The 15,980-nt window shown below is 37.2% G+C and carries 19 protein-coding genes and 1 pseudogene; 11 read left to right on the top strand and 9 right to left on the bottom strand.

Features of this window, described 5'->3' with window-relative positions; translation table 11 throughout:
* Nucleotides 1-18 precede the first annotated feature (18 nt).
* Nucleotides 19-1,374, bottom strand: coding sequence for a MocR-like pyridoxine biosynthesis transcription factor PdxR (pdxR, locus tag CWS20_RS17055; protein WP_083957165.1), 1,356 nt, complete (start codon nucleotides 1,372-1,374; stop codon nucleotides 19-21).
* Nucleotides 1,375-1,464: 90 nt separating this feature from the next.
* Between pdxR and CWS20_RS17050 the strand changes: the two genes are divergently transcribed.
* Nucleotides 1,465-2,037 (top strand): GNAT family N-acetyltransferase, encoded by a 573-nt coding sequence (locus CWS20_RS17050; RefSeq protein ID WP_066190710.1) that lies wholly within the window; start codon nucleotides 1,465-1,467, stop codon nucleotides 2,035-2,037.
* A gap of 45 nt (nucleotides 2,038-2,082) precedes the next feature.
* On the opposite strand, the gene CWS20_RS17045 is transcribed toward CWS20_RS17050, so the two are convergent.
* Nucleotides 2,083-3,252, bottom strand: coding sequence for a MalY/PatB family protein (locus tag CWS20_RS17045; protein WP_066190714.1), 1,170 nt, complete (start codon nucleotides 3,250-3,252; stop codon nucleotides 2,083-2,085).
* An 86-nt stretch (nucleotides 3,253-3,338) separates the two neighbouring features.
* On the opposite strand from CWS20_RS17045, the gene CWS20_RS17040 reads away from it, so the two are divergent.
* A complete protein-coding gene (locus CWS20_RS17040) occupies nucleotides 3,339-3,599 on the top strand; it encodes a DUF1871 family protein (protein WP_066190717.1) in 261 nt (86 codons plus the stop codon).
* Nucleotides 3,600-4,030: 431 nt separating this feature from the next.
* Here CWS20_RS17040 and CWS20_RS17035 read toward each other — a convergent pair whose 3' ends face one another.
* On the bottom strand, nucleotides 4,031-4,858 hold the full coding sequence (locus CWS20_RS17035; RefSeq protein ID WP_066190719.1) for an alpha/beta fold hydrolase: 828 nt from the start codon (nucleotides 4,856-4,858) through the stop codon (nucleotides 4,031-4,033).
* A 166-nt stretch (nucleotides 4,859-5,024) separates the two neighbouring features.
* Nucleotides 5,025-5,324 (bottom strand): helix-turn-helix domain-containing protein, encoded by a 300-nt coding sequence (locus CWS20_RS17030; protein ID WP_066190722.1) that lies wholly within the window; start codon nucleotides 5,322-5,324, stop codon nucleotides 5,025-5,027.
* Nucleotides 5,325-5,524: 200 nt separating this feature from the next.
* Here CWS20_RS17030 and yugI point away from each other — a divergent pair, with 200 nt between their 5' ends.
* From yugI to CWS20_RS17005, 5 genes are all read left to right on the top strand, one after another.
* Nucleotides 5,525-5,926: a S1 domain-containing post-transcriptional regulator GSP13 gene (gene yugI / locus CWS20_RS17025; protein WP_066190725.1), complete on the top strand. Its 402-nt coding sequence runs from the start codon at nucleotides 5,525-5,527 to the stop codon at nucleotides 5,924-5,926.
* A gap of 469 nt (nucleotides 5,927-6,395) precedes the next feature.
* On the top strand, nucleotides 6,396-7,358 hold the full coding sequence (locus CWS20_RS17020; protein WP_066190727.1) for a helix-turn-helix transcriptional regulator: 963 nt from the start codon (nucleotides 6,396-6,398) through the stop codon (nucleotides 7,356-7,358).
* A gap of 71 nt (nucleotides 7,359-7,429) precedes the next feature.
* The gene (locus tag CWS20_RS17015; RefSeq protein WP_066190730.1) at nucleotides 7,430-7,936 is read left to right on the top strand and encodes a DinB family protein; all 507 of its coding nucleotides are present in this window, start codon (nucleotides 7,430-7,432) and stop codon (nucleotides 7,934-7,936) included.
* Between the two features lie 109 nt (nucleotides 7,937-8,045).
* Entirely contained in the window at nucleotides 8,046-9,209 is a 1,164-nt protein-coding gene (locus CWS20_RS17010) for an iron-containing alcohol dehydrogenase (RefSeq protein WP_066190733.1), read from the top strand.
* A 173-nt stretch (nucleotides 9,210-9,382) separates the two neighbouring features.
* A complete protein-coding gene (locus CWS20_RS17005) occupies nucleotides 9,383-10,732 on the top strand; it encodes a glucose-6-phosphate isomerase (protein ID WP_066190735.1) in 1,350 nt (449 codons plus the stop codon).
* A 94-nt stretch (nucleotides 10,733-10,826) separates the two neighbouring features.
* Here the strand turns inward: CWS20_RS17005 and CWS20_RS17000 are convergent, their stop codons facing one another.
* The 4 genes from CWS20_RS17000 to CWS20_RS16990 all read right to left on the bottom strand — a co-directional run bounded on the left by CWS20_RS17000 (nucleotide 10,827) and on the right by CWS20_RS16990 (nucleotide 12,452).
* Nucleotides 10,827-11,003 carry a tyrosine-type recombinase/integrase gene (locus CWS20_RS17000; RefSeq protein WP_276328319.1) on the bottom strand — a complete coding sequence of 59 codons (177 nt, stop codon included), beginning with the start codon at nucleotides 11,001-11,003 and terminating at the stop codon, nucleotides 10,827-10,829.
* A gap of 750 nt (nucleotides 11,004-11,753) precedes the next feature.
* Nucleotides 11,754-11,906 (bottom strand): YhjD family protein, encoded by a 153-nt coding sequence (locus CWS20_RS29500; RefSeq protein WP_338084541.1) that lies wholly within the window; start codon nucleotides 11,904-11,906, stop codon nucleotides 11,754-11,756.
* Nucleotides 11,907-11,937: 31 nt separating this feature from the next.
* A complete protein-coding gene (locus CWS20_RS29495) occupies nucleotides 11,938-12,057 on the bottom strand; it encodes a YhjD family protein (RefSeq protein WP_476391558.1) in 120 nt (39 codons plus the stop codon).
* Nucleotides 12,058-12,116: 59 nt separating this feature from the next.
* On the bottom strand, nucleotides 12,117-12,452 hold the full coding sequence (locus CWS20_RS16990; RefSeq protein WP_083957167.1) for a YolD-like family protein: 336 nt from the start codon (nucleotides 12,450-12,452) through the stop codon (nucleotides 12,117-12,119).
* A 112-nt stretch (nucleotides 12,453-12,564) separates the two neighbouring features.
* Between CWS20_RS16990 and CWS20_RS16985 the strand changes: the two genes are divergently transcribed.
* The 3 genes and pseudogenes from CWS20_RS16985 (at nucleotide 12,565) to CWS20_RS16980 (ending at nucleotide 14,000) form a co-directional block, all read left to right on the top strand.
* Nucleotides 12,565-12,825 (top strand): YolD-like family protein, encoded by a 261-nt coding sequence (locus tag CWS20_RS16985; RefSeq protein ID WP_241198876.1) that lies wholly within the window; start codon nucleotides 12,565-12,567, stop codon nucleotides 12,823-12,825.
* Between the two features lie 462 nt (nucleotides 12,826-13,287).
* Nucleotides 13,288-13,368: pseudogene (locus tag CWS20_RS29200) on the top strand (hypothetical protein); the annotation flags it as partial.
* Nucleotides 13,369-13,589: 221 nt separating this feature from the next.
* On the top strand, nucleotides 13,590-14,000 hold the full coding sequence (locus CWS20_RS16980) for a YugN-like family protein (protein ID WP_066190742.1): 411 nt from the start codon (nucleotides 13,590-13,592) through the stop codon (nucleotides 13,998-14,000).
* Here CWS20_RS16980 and CWS20_RS16975 read toward each other — a convergent pair.
* Nucleotides 13,997-14,989 (bottom strand): potassium channel family protein, encoded by a 993-nt coding sequence (locus CWS20_RS16975; RefSeq protein ID WP_066190745.1) that lies wholly within the window; start codon nucleotides 14,987-14,989, stop codon nucleotides 13,997-13,999. The genes CWS20_RS16980 and CWS20_RS16975 overlap by 4 nt on opposite strands.
* Nucleotides 14,990-15,140: 151 nt before the next feature.
* Here CWS20_RS16975 and CWS20_RS16970 point away from each other — a divergent pair, with 151 nt between their 5' ends.
* A complete protein-coding gene (locus CWS20_RS16970) occupies nucleotides 15,141-15,782 on the top strand; it encodes an SDR family oxidoreductase (RefSeq protein ID WP_066190747.1) in 642 nt (213 codons plus the stop codon).
* The last annotated feature ends 198 nt before the right edge of the window (nucleotides 15,783-15,980 follow it).

Raw genomic sequence — 15,980 nt, 5'->3', positions numbered from 1 at the left:
AGCAGCTCATACTATTATCTATCGCCAAATCTCACCTAATATTTTTATGCCCGCTTTTATTTCATTTATCGATGGCGCCCCATAACCAATCATGACTTGGTTATGGGGCTTTTCCTGTTGATACATCGTTGAAACAGCATCTATTGCAATACCATTAGCATTTGCCCTTGCTAATGCTTCTGATTCATCCAATCCCGCTGGCAAATGAACAATAATGTGAAGGCCAGCTGCATCGCCAATCATTTTAAATTCGTCCCCTAAATGATTGTGCACACTTTCTATTAAGCAGTTTCTTTTGGTACGATATAATGTTCTCATCTTAGCGATATGCTTTGCATAATTGCCTGCCTCCATAAACCTTGCTGTCACCCGCTGATTCACTTTTGAAACCACAGATTTTTGAAAACGATTAAACTTTTCGTATTCCGCCTGGAGAGTTGCAGGCATGACTAAGTAGCTTATTCGAAGGGAAGGCAGCATTGTTTTTGAAAATGTACCAAAGTAAAGCACCCTATCAAAGGAATCTAAATGAGATAGAGTAGAGATAGGTGCACCTTTATAGCGGAATTCTGAATCATAATCATCTTCAATGATATAAGAATTGTGGTCAACGGCCCATTTTAATAGATGCAATCTTCTTGAAGCTGTCATGATTTTCCCTGTTGGGTATTGATGCGCAGGCGTTGTGTACAATAGCTTGAGGCTTTGTCGAGGAACCATACAGCCTTCATCATCCACCGGGATTGGCTTGCAATCTAATTTCAATTGCTCGAAAACAGCTTTTGCTCTAATAAAGCCAGGCTCCTCCATTCCTACAATTTGAGGGCTAAAAAATAAGCAAATATTTAATAGCTGCTGCTGAAAGCCGTTGAAAATATATATTTGTTCCGGCTGACACGCAATTCCTCTTGCCTGCGATAAATAATGTGCCAATTGTAATCTTAACGAATACTCTCCTTGCCAAGGAGCAGTGCCTCCTCCTAATTCATTCAATTCATTTTTATAGATTCGTAGCCAATGCTTATAGGGGAACGCAGTATCATCGACCTGTCCATTTTTAAAATTAATGATGGCGGACGGCTTATTTGCTGCTTCTTTTAAAACAACAGGTTTTTCACTATATTGCCAAGCTTCATCAAACCCTGATACGAAGCTCCCTTGCCGTTCAATAGAATAAATATAGCCTTCACTTTGCAGCTGTTCATAGGCAGTTTGGACTGTCAGTATACTTACATTTAATTGCTGCGCCAAATTTCGCTTTGAAGGCAGTTTATAGTGGGCGTCTATTTGCTTTTCGAGGATATATTGCCGAATCCTCTGATAAATTTGAATATATTTAGGCTGGTCATTAGTAAAATGAATATATAATTCCATTTTCATCACCTGGTATTATTAATTTTTTGATTTTTGGATATATCCATCATATCAGAGATAGGATTTAATAAATAGAAAGGAGTGATGGAGATGAAACCGATTGAAAACAATTTAATCCAGCTGATTCCAATGGATACAGAGCAGGTTGATGGGATTTTTGCCGCAGCTCATGATGAGAGGATATGGACGCATATGTCTGTAAACTTAATGGAGAAGGAGCGGGTGATTCAATATGTGCAAGATGCATTGCAGACAAGAGCGACAGATTTTGCATATGTGATTGTCAGCAAAGCTGACAAGAAAATTATTGGCGCAACTTGGCTGCTTGATATATCAAAAGAGCACAAACGGGTGGAGATAGGTTCTACCTGGTTGAATCCTCATTATTGGCGGAGCCATATAAATACAAATTGCAAGTATTTGTTATTGAAGTATTGTTTTGAGGAATTGCACGTAAACCGTGTGCAAATAAAAACAGGGCATGAAAATTTTCGGTCCCAGGCAGCAATTGAACGGATAGGGGCAGTGAAAGAAGGCATTCTCCGTAACCATATGATTCGCAAAGAAGGAATAATCAGACACACGGTGATGTATAGCATCATTAAAGAGGAATGGGATCAAGTGAAGAAACGCTTTGAGAATAAACTGCTTTCCAATAGATAATTCATTTTGCAAAAAAATAAACCGGGTCATTTACCCGGCTTATTTTTATGCAAATGCTTTTTTTAATCTTTCTAACCCGTCCACGACAATATCATGAGGACAAGCGATATTCATTCTGACAAACCCTTCTCCTCCAGGACCATATTTTGGCCCCGGTTCTAAGCCGAGCTTGCCTTTTTTTATAAGATTTTCGTGTATCTCCTCATCAGTTAAGCCTAATTTACGACAATCCAACCAAATTAAATAAGTCCCATCCGGGTCCATTACAGAAATATTAGGTATCTCGCGGCTAATAAATTCCTTTACTGTCAGTATGTTTTGCTTCAAGTAGTCGTGTAAATCATCAAGCCACTCGGCACCATGCCGGTATGCCGCTTCCATTCCGACCATTCCGAAGATTGATAAGCTGTGGAATCCTTGTTTATCTTGGAATGTCTGAAATTTTTCTCTGAGATTCTGATCTGGGATAATTAAGGCAGAAGCTTGTAAACCTGCAATATTAAAGGTTTTCGTCGGTGCGATGAGCGTAATCGTGATCGTAAGAAACCTTTGGTCAAGGCTGGCAATAGAAATATGTTGCTTTGGTTTATAGACTAAGTCTGCATGAATCTCATCGGCAAGAATGAAACAGTCATGTTTATAGCACAGTTCTCCGATTTTAAACAATTCATCTCTTGTCCATACTCTGCCGCCAGGGTTATGCGGATTGCATAATATAAATAGCTTTACGCCTTCCTTAAGCTTATTCTCAAAGTCATTAAAGTCTATTTCATAGCGATTATCTTTAAGAATTAACGGTGAGTTCACCACTTTACGGTTATTTTTCGTAACCATATCAAAAAATGGCGGGTAAACCGGTGATTGGATTAAGATTGAATCTTCTTCTTCTGTAAATGTTTGAACTGCCGCTGCAATAGAAGGGACAACTCCGCTGTTATATAAGATGGAGTTTAAAGGAATCTCCCAGCGGTGTCTCGCTTTTAACCACTCTCTTATAGATTCCGCTATAGAAGGCGGGGAAAATGTGTATCCATAAATACCATGTTCGATTCTTCGTTTAATCGTTTCAGTTATTTCTGCAGGCGGTTTGAAATCCATGTCCGCCACCCACATTGGCAATACATCAGCTTGTCCAAATATCGTTTGTGTAAGCTCCCATTTGACAGAGGAAGTATTGCTGCGATCAAATTTTTCATTAAAATGATGTTTTCCCAAAATATCCCCACCGTTTCTTTGTTTATAGTTGCTTTACTATATGATAAGATATGAAAACAAAAAGATAAAATAAAAGGTGATACGAAATGGACACACAGCATACAAACTTAATGCTTGTTGATTTATTAAATGAATGGGATCCATTTAAAATTGGTGATGGAAACTATGATACGGAAATTGCTGACACTCTTCAATCTGTTCAAGATTTAGATGAAGCGGATAAGCTGGCAAGACGCATTCAATCCATTTATGAATTCTCTTTTGAAGAAATCATCCCACTACAGGAATGCAGTAAAATTGCAGAACAGCTACTGATAATTAAAAATAATCGTTCTTGTACATTTTAAATTGCAGAATATTCATCCTTAAGTAGGCTCATATTGTTTCAATTAACATATGAGCCATTTTTGAATACTTCGTTTTTCAGAACGCCGTCCATATGAAACCTTATTTTTCATATTGCTTAATGACCCTCTCGTTTTCACTATCCACCGTCAGATACACTTCAGTTGCATACTCTTTTCTTCACAAACGTTTATCCACAGCCCAAGTTCGGCTTTGCCGAAAGAAATCGATTACATACCTACTTTTTTGAATGCGAAGGAACAGGAGATTAATCCTCGTTCAATGGCACGCTGGCGTTGTTATGGTCAGAAAACCAAATATAACTGAGAATCCAGTCTTTTTTAATAATTGGTTGGTGGGGTGTGACTCTTTTTCCATCCTCCTTTATATTAGCCACTCCTTTTATAAAACCTATAACAGCTGAAATTAATAGCTAATTTTGCAAATGTTCTACGATAATGGACATGACCTGAGACGGTTTTTCTTCTGGTATGAGGTGGCCGGCATCATTAATGACGACGAGCTTGCTATTAGGCAAATCTTCCTTTAACCGTTTTCCGATTGATAATGGCACGACACGATCATGTGAGCCCCATATAAGCAGACAGGGGGTGTTGATCGTTTTTAATACCTTCTCATCCAAATCCCCTTCCCGGTCTCTAATCATTCTTGATAATGCTCGGAAAATCTCATTATGTAAAAATGGCTCCATATAGCCTTGTCTCATTTCTTCATCGATCATTTTTTGGTTATATACGACGTTTTGCAAGTTCGCTTCAAGACCTGATTTTTCGAGATATTTTTTCACATAAAAGGGAAAGAAAGGAAGGTAACTTGAATAAATCATCGCTTTTTTCATTCGCGGCAAATAGGATGAACTGGATAGGAGTACAATTTGTTTTACGATGCTAGGTTTTTGATGTGCAATATTTAAACAAATTTGACCGCCCATTGAATGCCCAACCAAAATCACGTCTCCCAAATGTAAGTTTTCTAAAAGCTGAATCAGTGTTTCAGCCATATTTTCATAAGAATATTTAAATTGATGGGACTTTCCACTTTTACCAAACGGAGGCAAATCGATATTGACTACTTTATAATTTGCTGCCATTAACGGAATCATTTTTCTGAAGCTAAAGCTTGAGGAGAGAAAGCCGTGCAGCAAAACAAAGGTTTGCTTGGCTGACTTATTTTCATAATATTCGTAGTAGATTTCATTGCCATTGATAGTGGTATGATTGCCTAGTTGTTTAGTAACCAAAGCGTGTTCCCCCTTGAATGATTGAATGATATGGGTTAGTGTTCCCATTTTAGCACGGTCTGTACAAGAAATAAAAAAATGGACAACCCAATAAGGGCTGTCCTCAACAAAAAAGGGGGGAATTCTAGAAAGTCTTACAGTAAAGGCTTTCCAAATTCCTTTCACTTTATACATCATGATTTAAAAAACGATAACATTCGCTTTCATTTAATTCTTGAGGATTGTACATTTCATAGGGAATGTGTTCAGGTATTTGTGTTGAGTGTAAGCCTGAATTCATAATTGTAGATACTGGGATATCTAGTACAGTACATATTTTGAGGATTGTTAATGTATCAGGAATGGATTCGCCGGTCTCGTATTTCTCAATCTTCGCGCTGCCGACTCTTATCTTGTGAGCAAGCTCCTTTTGTGACATATTACATCTTTCTCGGCTTGTTTTTATATTTTTGCCAATTAAATTCATATCAATCACCCCTTCTATAAATATTTTACCACTAGAATACATTCAGAATCATTAATTGTGTGAACATTTAGTTAATTAAATGTGATCGATTTTTGAACAATCATTTGGAGCGGAAGTATTTTGATTAATTTCTATTAGTATGATATAATTTTTTATTGCGTATAAAGACGATAAAATATAAACAATATAGGAGTGTTCCCATGTCAGAGAAAATCGAAGTAGGCAGTGTTATTACAGGAAAAGTTACAGGTATTCAACCTTATGGTGCCTTTGTTGCGTTAGATGAAAATACTCAAGGTCTTGTTCACATTTCTGAAGTAACTCACGGATTTGTTAAAGATATTAATGAGCATCTTAAAGTCGGCGATGAAGTAAATGTAAAAGTTTTATCAATTGATGAAGCAGCTGGAAAAATTGGTTTATCTATTCGTGCGACGCAAGAAGCACCTGCTCAAACTGAAAAGCCAAAAAAACAACCACGCAAACGCCAGGCAGCTCCAATTAAAGTAGAAGATGAGTCTGCTCAAGGATTCAATACACTTAAAGACAAACTACAAGAGTGGATTGAACAATCAGAACGTGAAGATTTAATTAAAAAGTAATCAAAAACCGGGCGGATGCCCGGTTTTTTGTTTGGGAAAAATTAAATTCTATTGGTTGCTTTTCCTATACAAGGTGCAAAACGATAAAATCCGTTTCTGAGATGCCCTCTCTATTCCTCTTCATGCCACTACCCGCATCCATTGCTTAATGCTGTCCAGCTACAAAAGTTCCTTTCACTACAGAAGAAAACGGGAAGCCTCCACTTTCCAACCTTTCCGTTTTGTGAAAATAACAGCCACTCGCACATCCTTGTCATGCATTCACTTAGTCGGTCAGTGAGCTTTTTTAGCTGGCCATTCCAATTCTTTGATTTGGAAAATAAAGGGTGGTCAAGATTAACTGCGAAATAATGATAGTCATTTGATCATTAAAATTTAAAAAAAGATGACAATCGATTTACGAATGATCCATAGGAATTTTCCTTTTTAAGTGGAATATGTTCTTGGAGAATAAAAAGGGGTGAAATCAATGTCAAAAGCTGATCATATGCTTTCGATTATTTGGCTATTAAAAACAAGGAATAAAATGACTGCAAAGCAGCTGGCAGAGGCACTGGAAATTAATATTCGCTCTGTTTACCGCTATATTGATTCCCTATGTTCAAGCGGTGTTCCAATCGTAGCTGAATCGGGTCATAACGGCGGTTATAGCATACTTAAACAATTTAAAGAATCGCCGCTTATTTTTCACCTCGATGAGCAAAAAGCATTGATTCATGCTGCTGCCTTCGCAAGAGAAGGAGGCTACCCTTTTGGGGCAGCCTTAAATAGCGCCATTGAAAAATTAAAAAAGTATACTACATATAATCAGCTTCAAGAAATAAATCAGCATTTGACGGCCTTTGAGGTCATTGTTCCAGGAGAAAGCAGCAAAAATGAATGTGCACTCCAACGGATAGAAATTGCTGCAGCTGAGAAGAAGAGTATGATAATTAATTACCAAAAGGATGAACAATTACAGCCGACTATGAGACAAATAGATCCTTATGGGCTGATCACATGGAAAGGTAAATGGTATATCATTGCCTATTGTCATTTGCGTCATGAGATGCGCAGTTTTAGAGTGGATCGCATTCTTTCTTTTAAAGAAACAAACATCACATTCATTCGCCCTGTCCACTTTTCTGCAAGGGAATTTTTTCTAAGCAATATTTATCCAGATTTATCTGTTAAAGAAGAATTAATCGTTATTCATATTAAAGGTTCTAAACGAATAATTGACGAATTATGCGAACATTGGTTTATTAGCTATGCGCTGCTGGAGAGAACATGTCAAGATGCATTTATAACCCTTACAGAGAAATCTATGCTTACATATATGCCGCATATCCTTCTAAACTTCGGCAGTGGAATAGAAATTGTTGAGCCAAATATTCTAAAAGAAAAAATGATTAACATGGCTGCAGAAATATTGGCGCATTATCAAAAATAATATCTTCACTGACTAAAACTGTCAGTCATGCGCGCGTATGATGGTCATAGAAAAAGGTAGGAGGTAATAAAATGACACATCATTCGCTTGATTTTTATACTTATCATAACTGGGCAAACGAGAGGGTGTTTGAACGGCTAAAGGAGGTACCTGAAGAAATTTATCGCTCTGAAGTACAAAGTGTTTTTCCGAACCTGTCAGCTGTTGTCCTTCATATCTATTTGACTGATTTAGTATGGATTGGAGCGATGGCAGACGAATCGTATGAAGACATCCAAATGGAAACCGGAGCTGCCTCCACCCGATTGCAAACCGCCTCGATAGAAGAAATAGAAAGGGAGTATGCGATCCTAAAAGAAAGATATTTAGATTTCTTTCTGGGAAGAGAGGACTTGGATAGTAAAATCATTCGCTCTCATCCTCAATTTGGTTCAGTAGAAACAACCCTATCAGAATTGCTCCACCATGTAGTCAATCATGGCACCTATCATCGAGGGAATATTACTGCCATGATGAGACAGCTCGGATATCACGGGCCATCAACAGACTATATTTATTATTTGTATGCAAAAAAATAACGAAAACAATCGCTGAAAATCATTTGATTTCAGCGATTGTTTAATTAAAGCTTAATCATTGCATTAGCTGATAGAAATAAAAGATAATAATGAAAAGGAGGCTGTGTACATGAATAACTTTACATTTTGGAACCCAACAAAACTAATCTTTGGTAAGGAGCAATTAGAAAAACTCAAATCAGAGATTCCTCAATATGGAAGTAAGGTGCTTGTAGTTTATGGAGGCGGAAGTATTAAGAAGAACGGTTTATATGGTAAAGTAATGAATGAACTTAAAGAAATCGACGCTACAGTATTTGAACTGTCAGGAGTGGAACCAAATCCTAGAGTATCAAGCGTCCGTAAAGGTGCAGAAATCTGCAAAAGCGAAGGAATTGACTTCATTTTAGCTGTTGGCGGCGGCAGCGTTATCGATTGTACAAAGGCAATTGCTGGCGCAGCAAAGTATGATGGAGACGCGTGGGATATGGTTAAAAACAAAGTTAGAGTGACGGAGGCTATTCCTTTTGGAACGGTGCTTACTTTGGCAGCGACTGGATCTGAAATGAATTCCGGAGCAGTTATTACAAATTGGGAAACGCATGAAAAGCTATCATGGGGAAGCCCTGCTGTATTTCCGAAATTCTCAATTCTTGACCCGGAGAATACATACTCAGTGCCGCGAGACCAAACGATCTACGGTATTGTTGATATGATGTCACACGTATTTGAACATTATTTCCATTTAGAAGAAAACACATTGTTTCAAGATCGTATGTGTGAATCACTGCTGATTACGATAATGGAAACTGCACCTAAGCTTCTTGATGATTTAGAAAGCTATGAACACCGTGCAACGATTTTATATAGTGGAACGATGGCTCTCAATGGAATGCTAAACATGGGCTATAACGGCGATTGGGCAACACATAATGTAGAGCATGCAGTTTCAGCAGTATATGATATCCCTCATGGTGGCGGCTTGGCCATTCTTTTCCCTAACTGGATGAAGCATGCATTGCATGTAAAGCCGGAAAGATTCAAGCAGCTGGCTGTTCGCGTATTTAATGTTAATCCGCAAGGGAAATCAGATGAAGAAGTGGCTCTTGAAGGCATTGAGCATTTACGTTCATTCTGGAATAGCATTGATGCACCATCTACTCTGGCCGACTACAATATCGATGACAGCAAGCTGGAAGAAATGGCCGATAAAGCCACATATAACGGGCCGTTTGGACGGTTTATGATGCTGGAAAAAGAAGATGTTTTATCAATCTACCGTGCATCATTATAAAATAGGGGACTCCTGTGATTGCAGGTGTCCTTTTTCTATATAATAATATTCACATAATATGAAAGCCAAGAAATGGGTACGATTACATAGACTGATTCTTGATAAACTGCTAACCTTTCGATAAAGTGATAAGGGTAAAGAATTTTATTAGTTATTTTCGGAGGATGAATAGAATGACACATATTCAATTTGATTATTCCAAAGCATTAAGCTTTTTTGGTGAACATGAAATTACATACTTGCAAGACGCAGTAAAAGCTGCACATCATTCATTGCATGAGGGGACTGGTGCCGGCAATGATTATTTAGGATGGATTGATCTTCCCGCAAATTATGATAAAGAAGAGTTTACTCGAATTCATCAGGCGGCTGAGAAAATCAAAAGTGATTCAGAAGTATTGCTCGTCATTGGAATCGGAGGCTCCTATCTAGGTGCCCGCGCTGCGGTTGAAATGCTACAACATAGTTTTTATAATTCGCTGCCGAAGGAAAAACGAAAAACACCGCAAGTATTCTTTGTCGGTAACAATATCAGCTCTTCTTATATGAAAGATTTGATTGATATGCTAGATGGGAAAGATTTTTCTGTTAATGTTATCTCAAAGTCAGGGACAACAACAGAACCGGCCATCGCTTTCCGTTTATTCCGCAAAATGCTAGAAGATAAATATGGTGTGGAAGAGGCGCGCAAACGTATTTATGCGACTACTGATCAAGCAAGGGGCGCTTTGAAAACCTTAGCAAATGAAGAGGGCTACGAATCTTTTGTTATTCCTGATGACGTCGGCGGACGGTATTCTGTACTGACAGCTGTCGGCTTGCTGCCAATTGCTGTCGCTGGAATAGATATAGATGCAATGATGGAGGGGGCAGCTGCAGCCCGTGCGGATTTCTCTATGCCTGAACTGGCAGAAAACCTTGCATATCAATATGCAGCTGTTAGAAATGCTTTATACAATAAAGGAAAAACGATTGAAATGCTCATCAATTATGAGCCTGGTCTGCAATACTTTTCTGAATGGTGGAAACAGTTATTTGGAGAAAGTGAAGGGAAGGATTTAAAAGGCATTTACCCATCCTCTGCCAATTTTTCAACGGACCTTCATTCACTAGGCCAATACGTACAAGAAGGGCGAAGAGACATATTTGAAACAATCATTAAAGTAGCGAAACCGCGCCACGAAATGACGATTGAAGCAGCGGAATCCGATCTTGACGGGTTGAACTACCTTTCTGGTAAAACAATTGATTTTGTAAATAATAAAGCTTTTGAAGGTACAATGCTCGCTCATACTGACGGCGGTGTTCCGAACTTAATTATTTCCATTCCTGAGATGGACGCTTATACGTTTGGCTACCTTGTATATTTCTTTGAAAAAGCATGTGCAATCAGCGGATATTTATTAGGTGTTAACCCATTCGACCAGCCAGGTGTGGAGGCTTACAAAGTGAACATGTTCGCGCTGCTTGGTAAGCCGGGATATGAAGAGAAGAAGAAAGAGCTTGAAGATCGCTTGAAATAAGGGTTTTTGACTCTTGTTACTTTGATAATTACAAGATAAAAATTAATGAATATGGCTGATTGACCACATTTTGACCACATTTCATGCAAAATGTCTATAAATCAGCCATATATTTTGAGACAATTGACTGTACTTCCATTTTTTCAGTTACATGACTATAAATATTACCAATCATCATAATGTCTTTATGTCCAAGTCTACCTTGTATTTCTTTAAGTGAAACTCCAGCTTCTAATAACATGACCGCGTGGGTATGTCGAAGATCTAGTATTCCTAAACCTTTTTAAGAAAATTCAAGGAAGCTGGCAAAGTGAACTCTGTAGTCAAAGGGGTTCAATTATCCGAATTGGAAGTTTTTAAATAGTTAATCAACAACGTTTCGTATATCAAATAGTTAATCAACAACGTTTCGTATATCAAATAATTAATCACAAGAATTATTAAATTTCATAAAAAACGCTTTCCTCTTAATGGAAAGCGATGATAGGGGTTAAAAAAGAATACCCCATATGTATTTTAATCCATCCCATAAAGCTAAGGCTAAGATTACAGCAATAATCCCTTTAAAAATATCTTTCATTTTAGTTGCACCTCCATACAGTTGCTATTTATGCATACGGTTAAGTGTTTTTAAAGGTTTCATTTTTGAGAATTTCAAAATAACACAAGAGTTTGGAGGCAGTCATGGAACAACTTGATTTATTTTCCTTCGCTTTGAAAGACCAAATCGCTTAAGATTTTTTCTGGTTTATGAAAAATGTGGTTTTAAAAATCCATTCTCATTCGAGAGGGGCTTACAAATCTTCTTCAGTTATTTGTTGTAAGGTTACTCCGTAATGCAACTTTTTGTAACGTTTCCTCATTAGGAACTGTAACATTTCTCTCGTATCTGGATAATTAATCAGTAGAAATACCGATCTCTTTTGCATTTTTAGATTGTTGTTTATTTAATTTAAATCTCAACATTCGTAAGTTTAAACCTAAGCTGCCTATCATCTTATCACCCATTTTATTTATCGGGTCAACCTCCCTTTTTGTTTAAATAAACATCTAACAGTTCCTCACATTTGTTTCTAAGACGTGAATTAAAATAGTTATGCTGTTCTTCAAATCCTTTATAGAGGAACGAAAACATTGTAAAAGTCTCGTCACGATTGACTTGATGAACTTTCATATTTCCTTTCCACATTTTATCTCGTGCAGCCTTAAGATCCCCTTTGTAAAGCTTTCAACTCATTTTCTACAAGCGTAAGGTAAGGGCGATTAATTTTAAATGGTGTCTTCTCAATAATCTGCAAATCACGTTCAAGAATAATGACTATCATGGGTAAATAAATGGTCTGTTTAATTAGATCGCGATCATTTTAAGGTATCCTCGTCATGGTCATATCCTTTCTGCAGCAATAATCTTCTCAATATGTATACATTTCATTTCATAATCTTTCTGAGCTTCCACTCTAATTTCTCTCTTTATCATATCCAAGGTATCTACAATCGCAGTCATATGATGAGTAAAACCATTTTCCCAAGTGGATATCTTAATGGGCAAGGTGTAATGAAGAGATTCCATGATGACAATTTGTATCTCTTCTAATTGATGTTCATCGAGTGGCGGCTTTGATATTTTATTGGCATCAATCTCAACATCCTTAAGCATCTTTACATGTTCCGGTATAAAAAATGCACTTTGCCATTTCATTTTTCCGCGGTCACGAATCATAATCCCATCTCCTTTCTTTTATTATATGCAAACGTTTGTTCCTTATTCAATTGAAGTCGAACAGAAGTTCTTATATAATTAATGGTAACAAGATGAATGAGGAGTGAAGATAATGGGGGTAAAAATGCCTAAGAAGTCTAAACCTCAGCGACCTTCAAGGGATGAATTTGAATTAGAAGAATTGGGAAATGCAGTGGTTGAGGCTCATAGGGAGAATAGTGAGGTCTTAATTACGTTATGGCAAAGAGATCCAGTACAAGGGAAAATTGTTAAGCTTGATGGTCAAACTCAGCTTATACATATAGAAAGTGGTTATGACACAATAAAAGTGAAGTTTATTGATATATTATCAATTAAAAGCGCTCCTGAATAATAGGAGTGCTTTTTAGGTGAAATTGGTTTAGATGATTAATTACTATTCTTCATACAGAAAGAAACCATCATAGATTTTGGAAGTTGTTATAATTTCGTTTTTGCTGTTGATAGATTGTACTTTAGCGTTAGTTAAAAAATAGAAATATTTTCTTTCGCTAGTTTGTGAATTTCCTCATTTTATGATGTGGTGTACCAACCAAAATACTATATTCACATGTGATTAAAAAAAATTTTCCAAGGGTGTAAAGAATCAATCTCTCGAAAGACTTTTATTTTTTTATCTCTACTTAGAATTGATTTTAAATGTGCTTAAGTGGGTGGTAAGTGCTATATGAAAATGACCACATTTGTGACCACATTTTTTCTGTTAAAGCGTAAAATAATTTGAATTAGATTTAAGTGATAATGCTGTATTGAATAGGCATACGTTCACATGTGAAATTTAACGAAAACGCATGTGTACAAAGTGAACATGTTCGCGCTGCTTGGCAAGCCGGGATATGAGGAGAAGAAAGCAGAATTGGAAGAACGGTTAAAATAAAAGAAAAGGCTGATTGCGTTTCAACACTCAATCAGCCTGTTTTTATTTCCACATAATTATAATCAAATCAGCAACTAGCCGTTTCATCACACAATATTCTACGTGGGAAAACCTTCATTACTCGGCATACCTTAGATAGTTTTTTATCTATTTCACATATGATTCATGAAAATTCCTTTTTAGGAAAAACTAAAAAAAAGTCATGAAAAGGGGTAATTATAATGATTGAAATTCCTTCAAAAATCGAAGGCGAACAATATCATTTGTTTAAACTTGAGCAAAAATTAAAGCCGATTGGCTATAGCATTGGCGGCAACTGGGACTATGATCATGGCGCATTTGATTATAAAATAGATGCTCAGGAAGGCTATCATTTTTTGCGTGTGCCATTTAAAGCAATTGACGGACAACTAGATACAAGCAATTGCACTGTTGAACTGGGCAGGCCTTTTTTGCTATCACATATTTACGAAGAAGGTACTGATCATGACTATTCCAATATCGGGAATTTTTCGGCCTCATTTAATCAATTTGCTGAACCGGTTGATAAAGATGGAAAAGTCCCTGAACAATATGTGGATACTGGAAAATCACTTGTTGAGGAACTTGAAGATACATTATTAAATTATTAATTAGTTATGACGATTAATAAGTCGTTCTCTTGAATGATGAAGGGATGGAGAGGATTCACCATTGTTTCTTCTCCTCTTTTAATTCCTAATAATAAAATTCCATCCTCCATTAACTTCAAGTTGATATCTGTAAAGGTGTAATTCATAAAATCGACAGGTGCCGGCTGTATAGTAAGTCTTCTTTTATCTAACTGGCTTAATAAGTCCATGAAAGAAGTCACCAAATCCTGCGATGTTAAGCTATTAATCATCACAAAACTAGTTAATAAATTGGATTGTACAATTTCGTCCGCACCTGCTCTTTTTGCATTTGTCACTTGCTCGTTAGTTAGGATCTCAACGATGCACGGGACCTCGGCATTGAGTCCTTTAATTGCAATAAGTGTAAGAATTGAATTCATATCAGCATTCAATTCATCTTTATTTTGATCTGCTGTTATGATGACCTTTCTTGCCTTCTCAATATTCGCTTTTATTAAAGTTTCATCACGGCTCGCTCTCCCTTTTACAAAATGAAGATTTTTATTAGGCAGCGGGTTCTCCTCTAATGTTTCATCTATTAATGTAACCGATAGACTATTTTCTAAGCTGCAAACTGTGCGCAATAATTCTTTGGATCTTTCATTCCAACCAATGACAACGATATGATCACTTCCCTTAAAGTGGAATTTACCTTGAATATAGTCATTTTGCTTTGAGACGGCTGCGGTAGCTAATGCAACGAAGTATGAAGCTAAAAAGCCAGCTCCAAACATAACAAGAAGTATTCCGGTGATTCTGCCTACAAATGTTTCAGGTACATAATCTCCATATCCCACAGTGGATGCAGTAATGATTGCCCACCAAATACCGTCAAACCAAGTTGGGAAGCTTTCCGGCTCTATTAGATGGGCGAAGCAGCCGAAGAAAATTACGGCAAATAAAGCCATAATCAGTATTCTTATGACGAGCGGAAGCCTAGTGAAATAAGAATAAATAAATTGCGGCATAAAAAAACTCCTTAAATTTTAAAAATCTATTCATCATTATGGACGAAAAACGGCAGATCCATAAGGGTAAAAACAGTATATTTGATATGTTTAATCCGGTTTGAAATAATAGCAAGTGAAGATAAGGAACATCTGAAAGGAGAATGAAATAATGAAAGTACTTGTAGTCGGCGCAAATGGACAGATTGGTAAACATGTGATTAATAAGCTAAAAGAAAGCAATCATTTTACGCCAAGAGCGATGGTAAGAAAACAAGAGCAAGTCGATTATTTCAATGATTTAGGTGTAGACACAGTGCTTGCTTCATTGACTGGAACCGTTGACGAGATTGCCGAGGCGGCAAAAGGCTGCGAAGCGATTGTATTTACAGCTGGTTCTGGTGGACACACAGGATATGATCAAACACTACTTATCGACTTAGATGGTGCAGGCAAAACAATTGAAGCTGCTCAGAAATCAGGTGTTGACCGCTTCATCATGGTCAGCGCTATACATGCAGACAAGCGGGAGAGCTGGACAGCCATCCAACCATATATGGTGGCGAAGCATTATGCTGATAAAATGCTGGTCGCCAGCGGATTAAACTATACTATTCTTAGACCAGGCGGCTTATTAAATGAAGAGCCAACAGGAAAAATTTCAATAGGAAGCCATATTGACCGAAGCACGATTCCACGTGAAGATGTGGCGAGCACAATTTTAGCTGTATTGGAAAATAACAATACAATTAACCAATCATTTGACCTCGTATCGGGAGAAACTCCGATTAATGATGCGATTGCAAAAATATGATATATGAAAAGAGAGCTGCTTTATCAAAGCAGCTCTCTTTATTTTGACATGGAGTCATGTTTGTTTGCATGTGAAGTAGCCAAACGAATTACTTGAGCTGCTCGAATAAATCCTGCGTCATTTTTCACTGGATAGTTTATTTTTTTTCATCCATAATAGAAGCTCCGAGATACATAGACAGGAGATGGCTTTATTGAG

The organism is Cytobacillus horneckiae, from assembly GCF_002835735.1.
Taxonomy (GTDB): Bacteria; Bacillota; Bacilli; order Bacillales; family Cytobacillaceae; genus Cytobacillus; species Cytobacillus horneckiae.
The sequence above is the reverse complement of the archived record's forward strand: the minus strand, read 5'-3'. Positions and strand labels throughout refer to the sequence as shown.

Bases quoted from the DNA above. Each gene is read 5' to 3' on its own strand.
- CWS20_RS17050 (WP_066190710.1), top strand. From the start codon at position 1,465: ATGAAACCGATTGAAAACAATTTAATCCAGCTGATTCCAATGGATACA.
- CWS20_RS17005 (WP_066190735.1), top strand. From the start codon at position 9,383: ATGACACATATTCAATTTGATTATTCCAAAGCATTAAGCTTTTTTGGT.
- CWS20_RS16990 (WP_083957167.1), bottom strand. From the start codon at position 12,452: ATGATTCGTGACCGCGGAAAAATGAAATGGCAAAGTGCATTTTTTATA.
- CWS20_RS16975 (WP_066190745.1), bottom strand. From the start codon at position 14,989: ATGCCGCAATTTATTTATTCTTATTTCACTAGGCTTCCGCTCGTCATA.
- CWS20_RS17020 (WP_066190727.1), top strand. From the start codon at position 6,396: ATGTCAAAAGCTGATCATATGCTTTCGATTATTTGGCTATTAAAAACA.
- CWS20_RS16985 (WP_241198876.1), top strand. From the start codon at position 12,565: ATGGGGGTAAAAATGCCTAAGAAGTCTAAACCTCAGCGACCTTCAAGG.
- yugI (WP_066190725.1), top strand. From the start codon at position 5,525: ATGTCAGAGAAAATCGAAGTAGGCAGTGTTATTACAGGAAAAGTTACA.
- pdxR (WP_083957165.1), bottom strand. From the start codon at position 1,374: ATGGAATTATATATTCATTTTACTAATGACCAGCCTAAATATATTCAA.
- CWS20_RS17030 (WP_066190722.1), bottom strand. From the start codon at position 5,324: ATGAATTTAATTGGCAAAAATATAAAAACAAGCCGAGAAAGATGTAAT.
- CWS20_RS29495 (WP_476391558.1), bottom strand. From the start codon at position 12,057: ATGATAGTCATTATTCTTGAACGTGATTTGCAGATTATTGAGAAGACA.
- CWS20_RS16970 (WP_066190747.1), top strand. From the start codon at position 15,141: ATGAAAGTACTTGTAGTCGGCGCAAATGGACAGATTGGTAAACATGTG.
- CWS20_RS17040 (WP_066190717.1), top strand. From the start codon at position 3,339: ATGGACACACAGCATACAAACTTAATGCTTGTTGATTTATTAAATGAA.
- CWS20_RS16980 (WP_066190742.1), top strand. From the start codon at position 13,590: ATGATTGAAATTCCTTCAAAAATCGAAGGCGAACAATATCATTTGTTT.
- CWS20_RS17015 (WP_066190730.1), top strand. From the start codon at position 7,430: ATGACACATCATTCGCTTGATTTTTATACTTATCATAACTGGGCAAAC.
- CWS20_RS17010 (WP_066190733.1), top strand. From the start codon at position 8,046: ATGAATAACTTTACATTTTGGAACCCAACAAAACTAATCTTTGGTAAG.
- CWS20_RS29500 (WP_338084541.1), bottom strand. From the start codon at position 11,906: ATGAAAGTTCATCAAGTCAATCGTGACGAGACTTTTACAATGTTTTCG.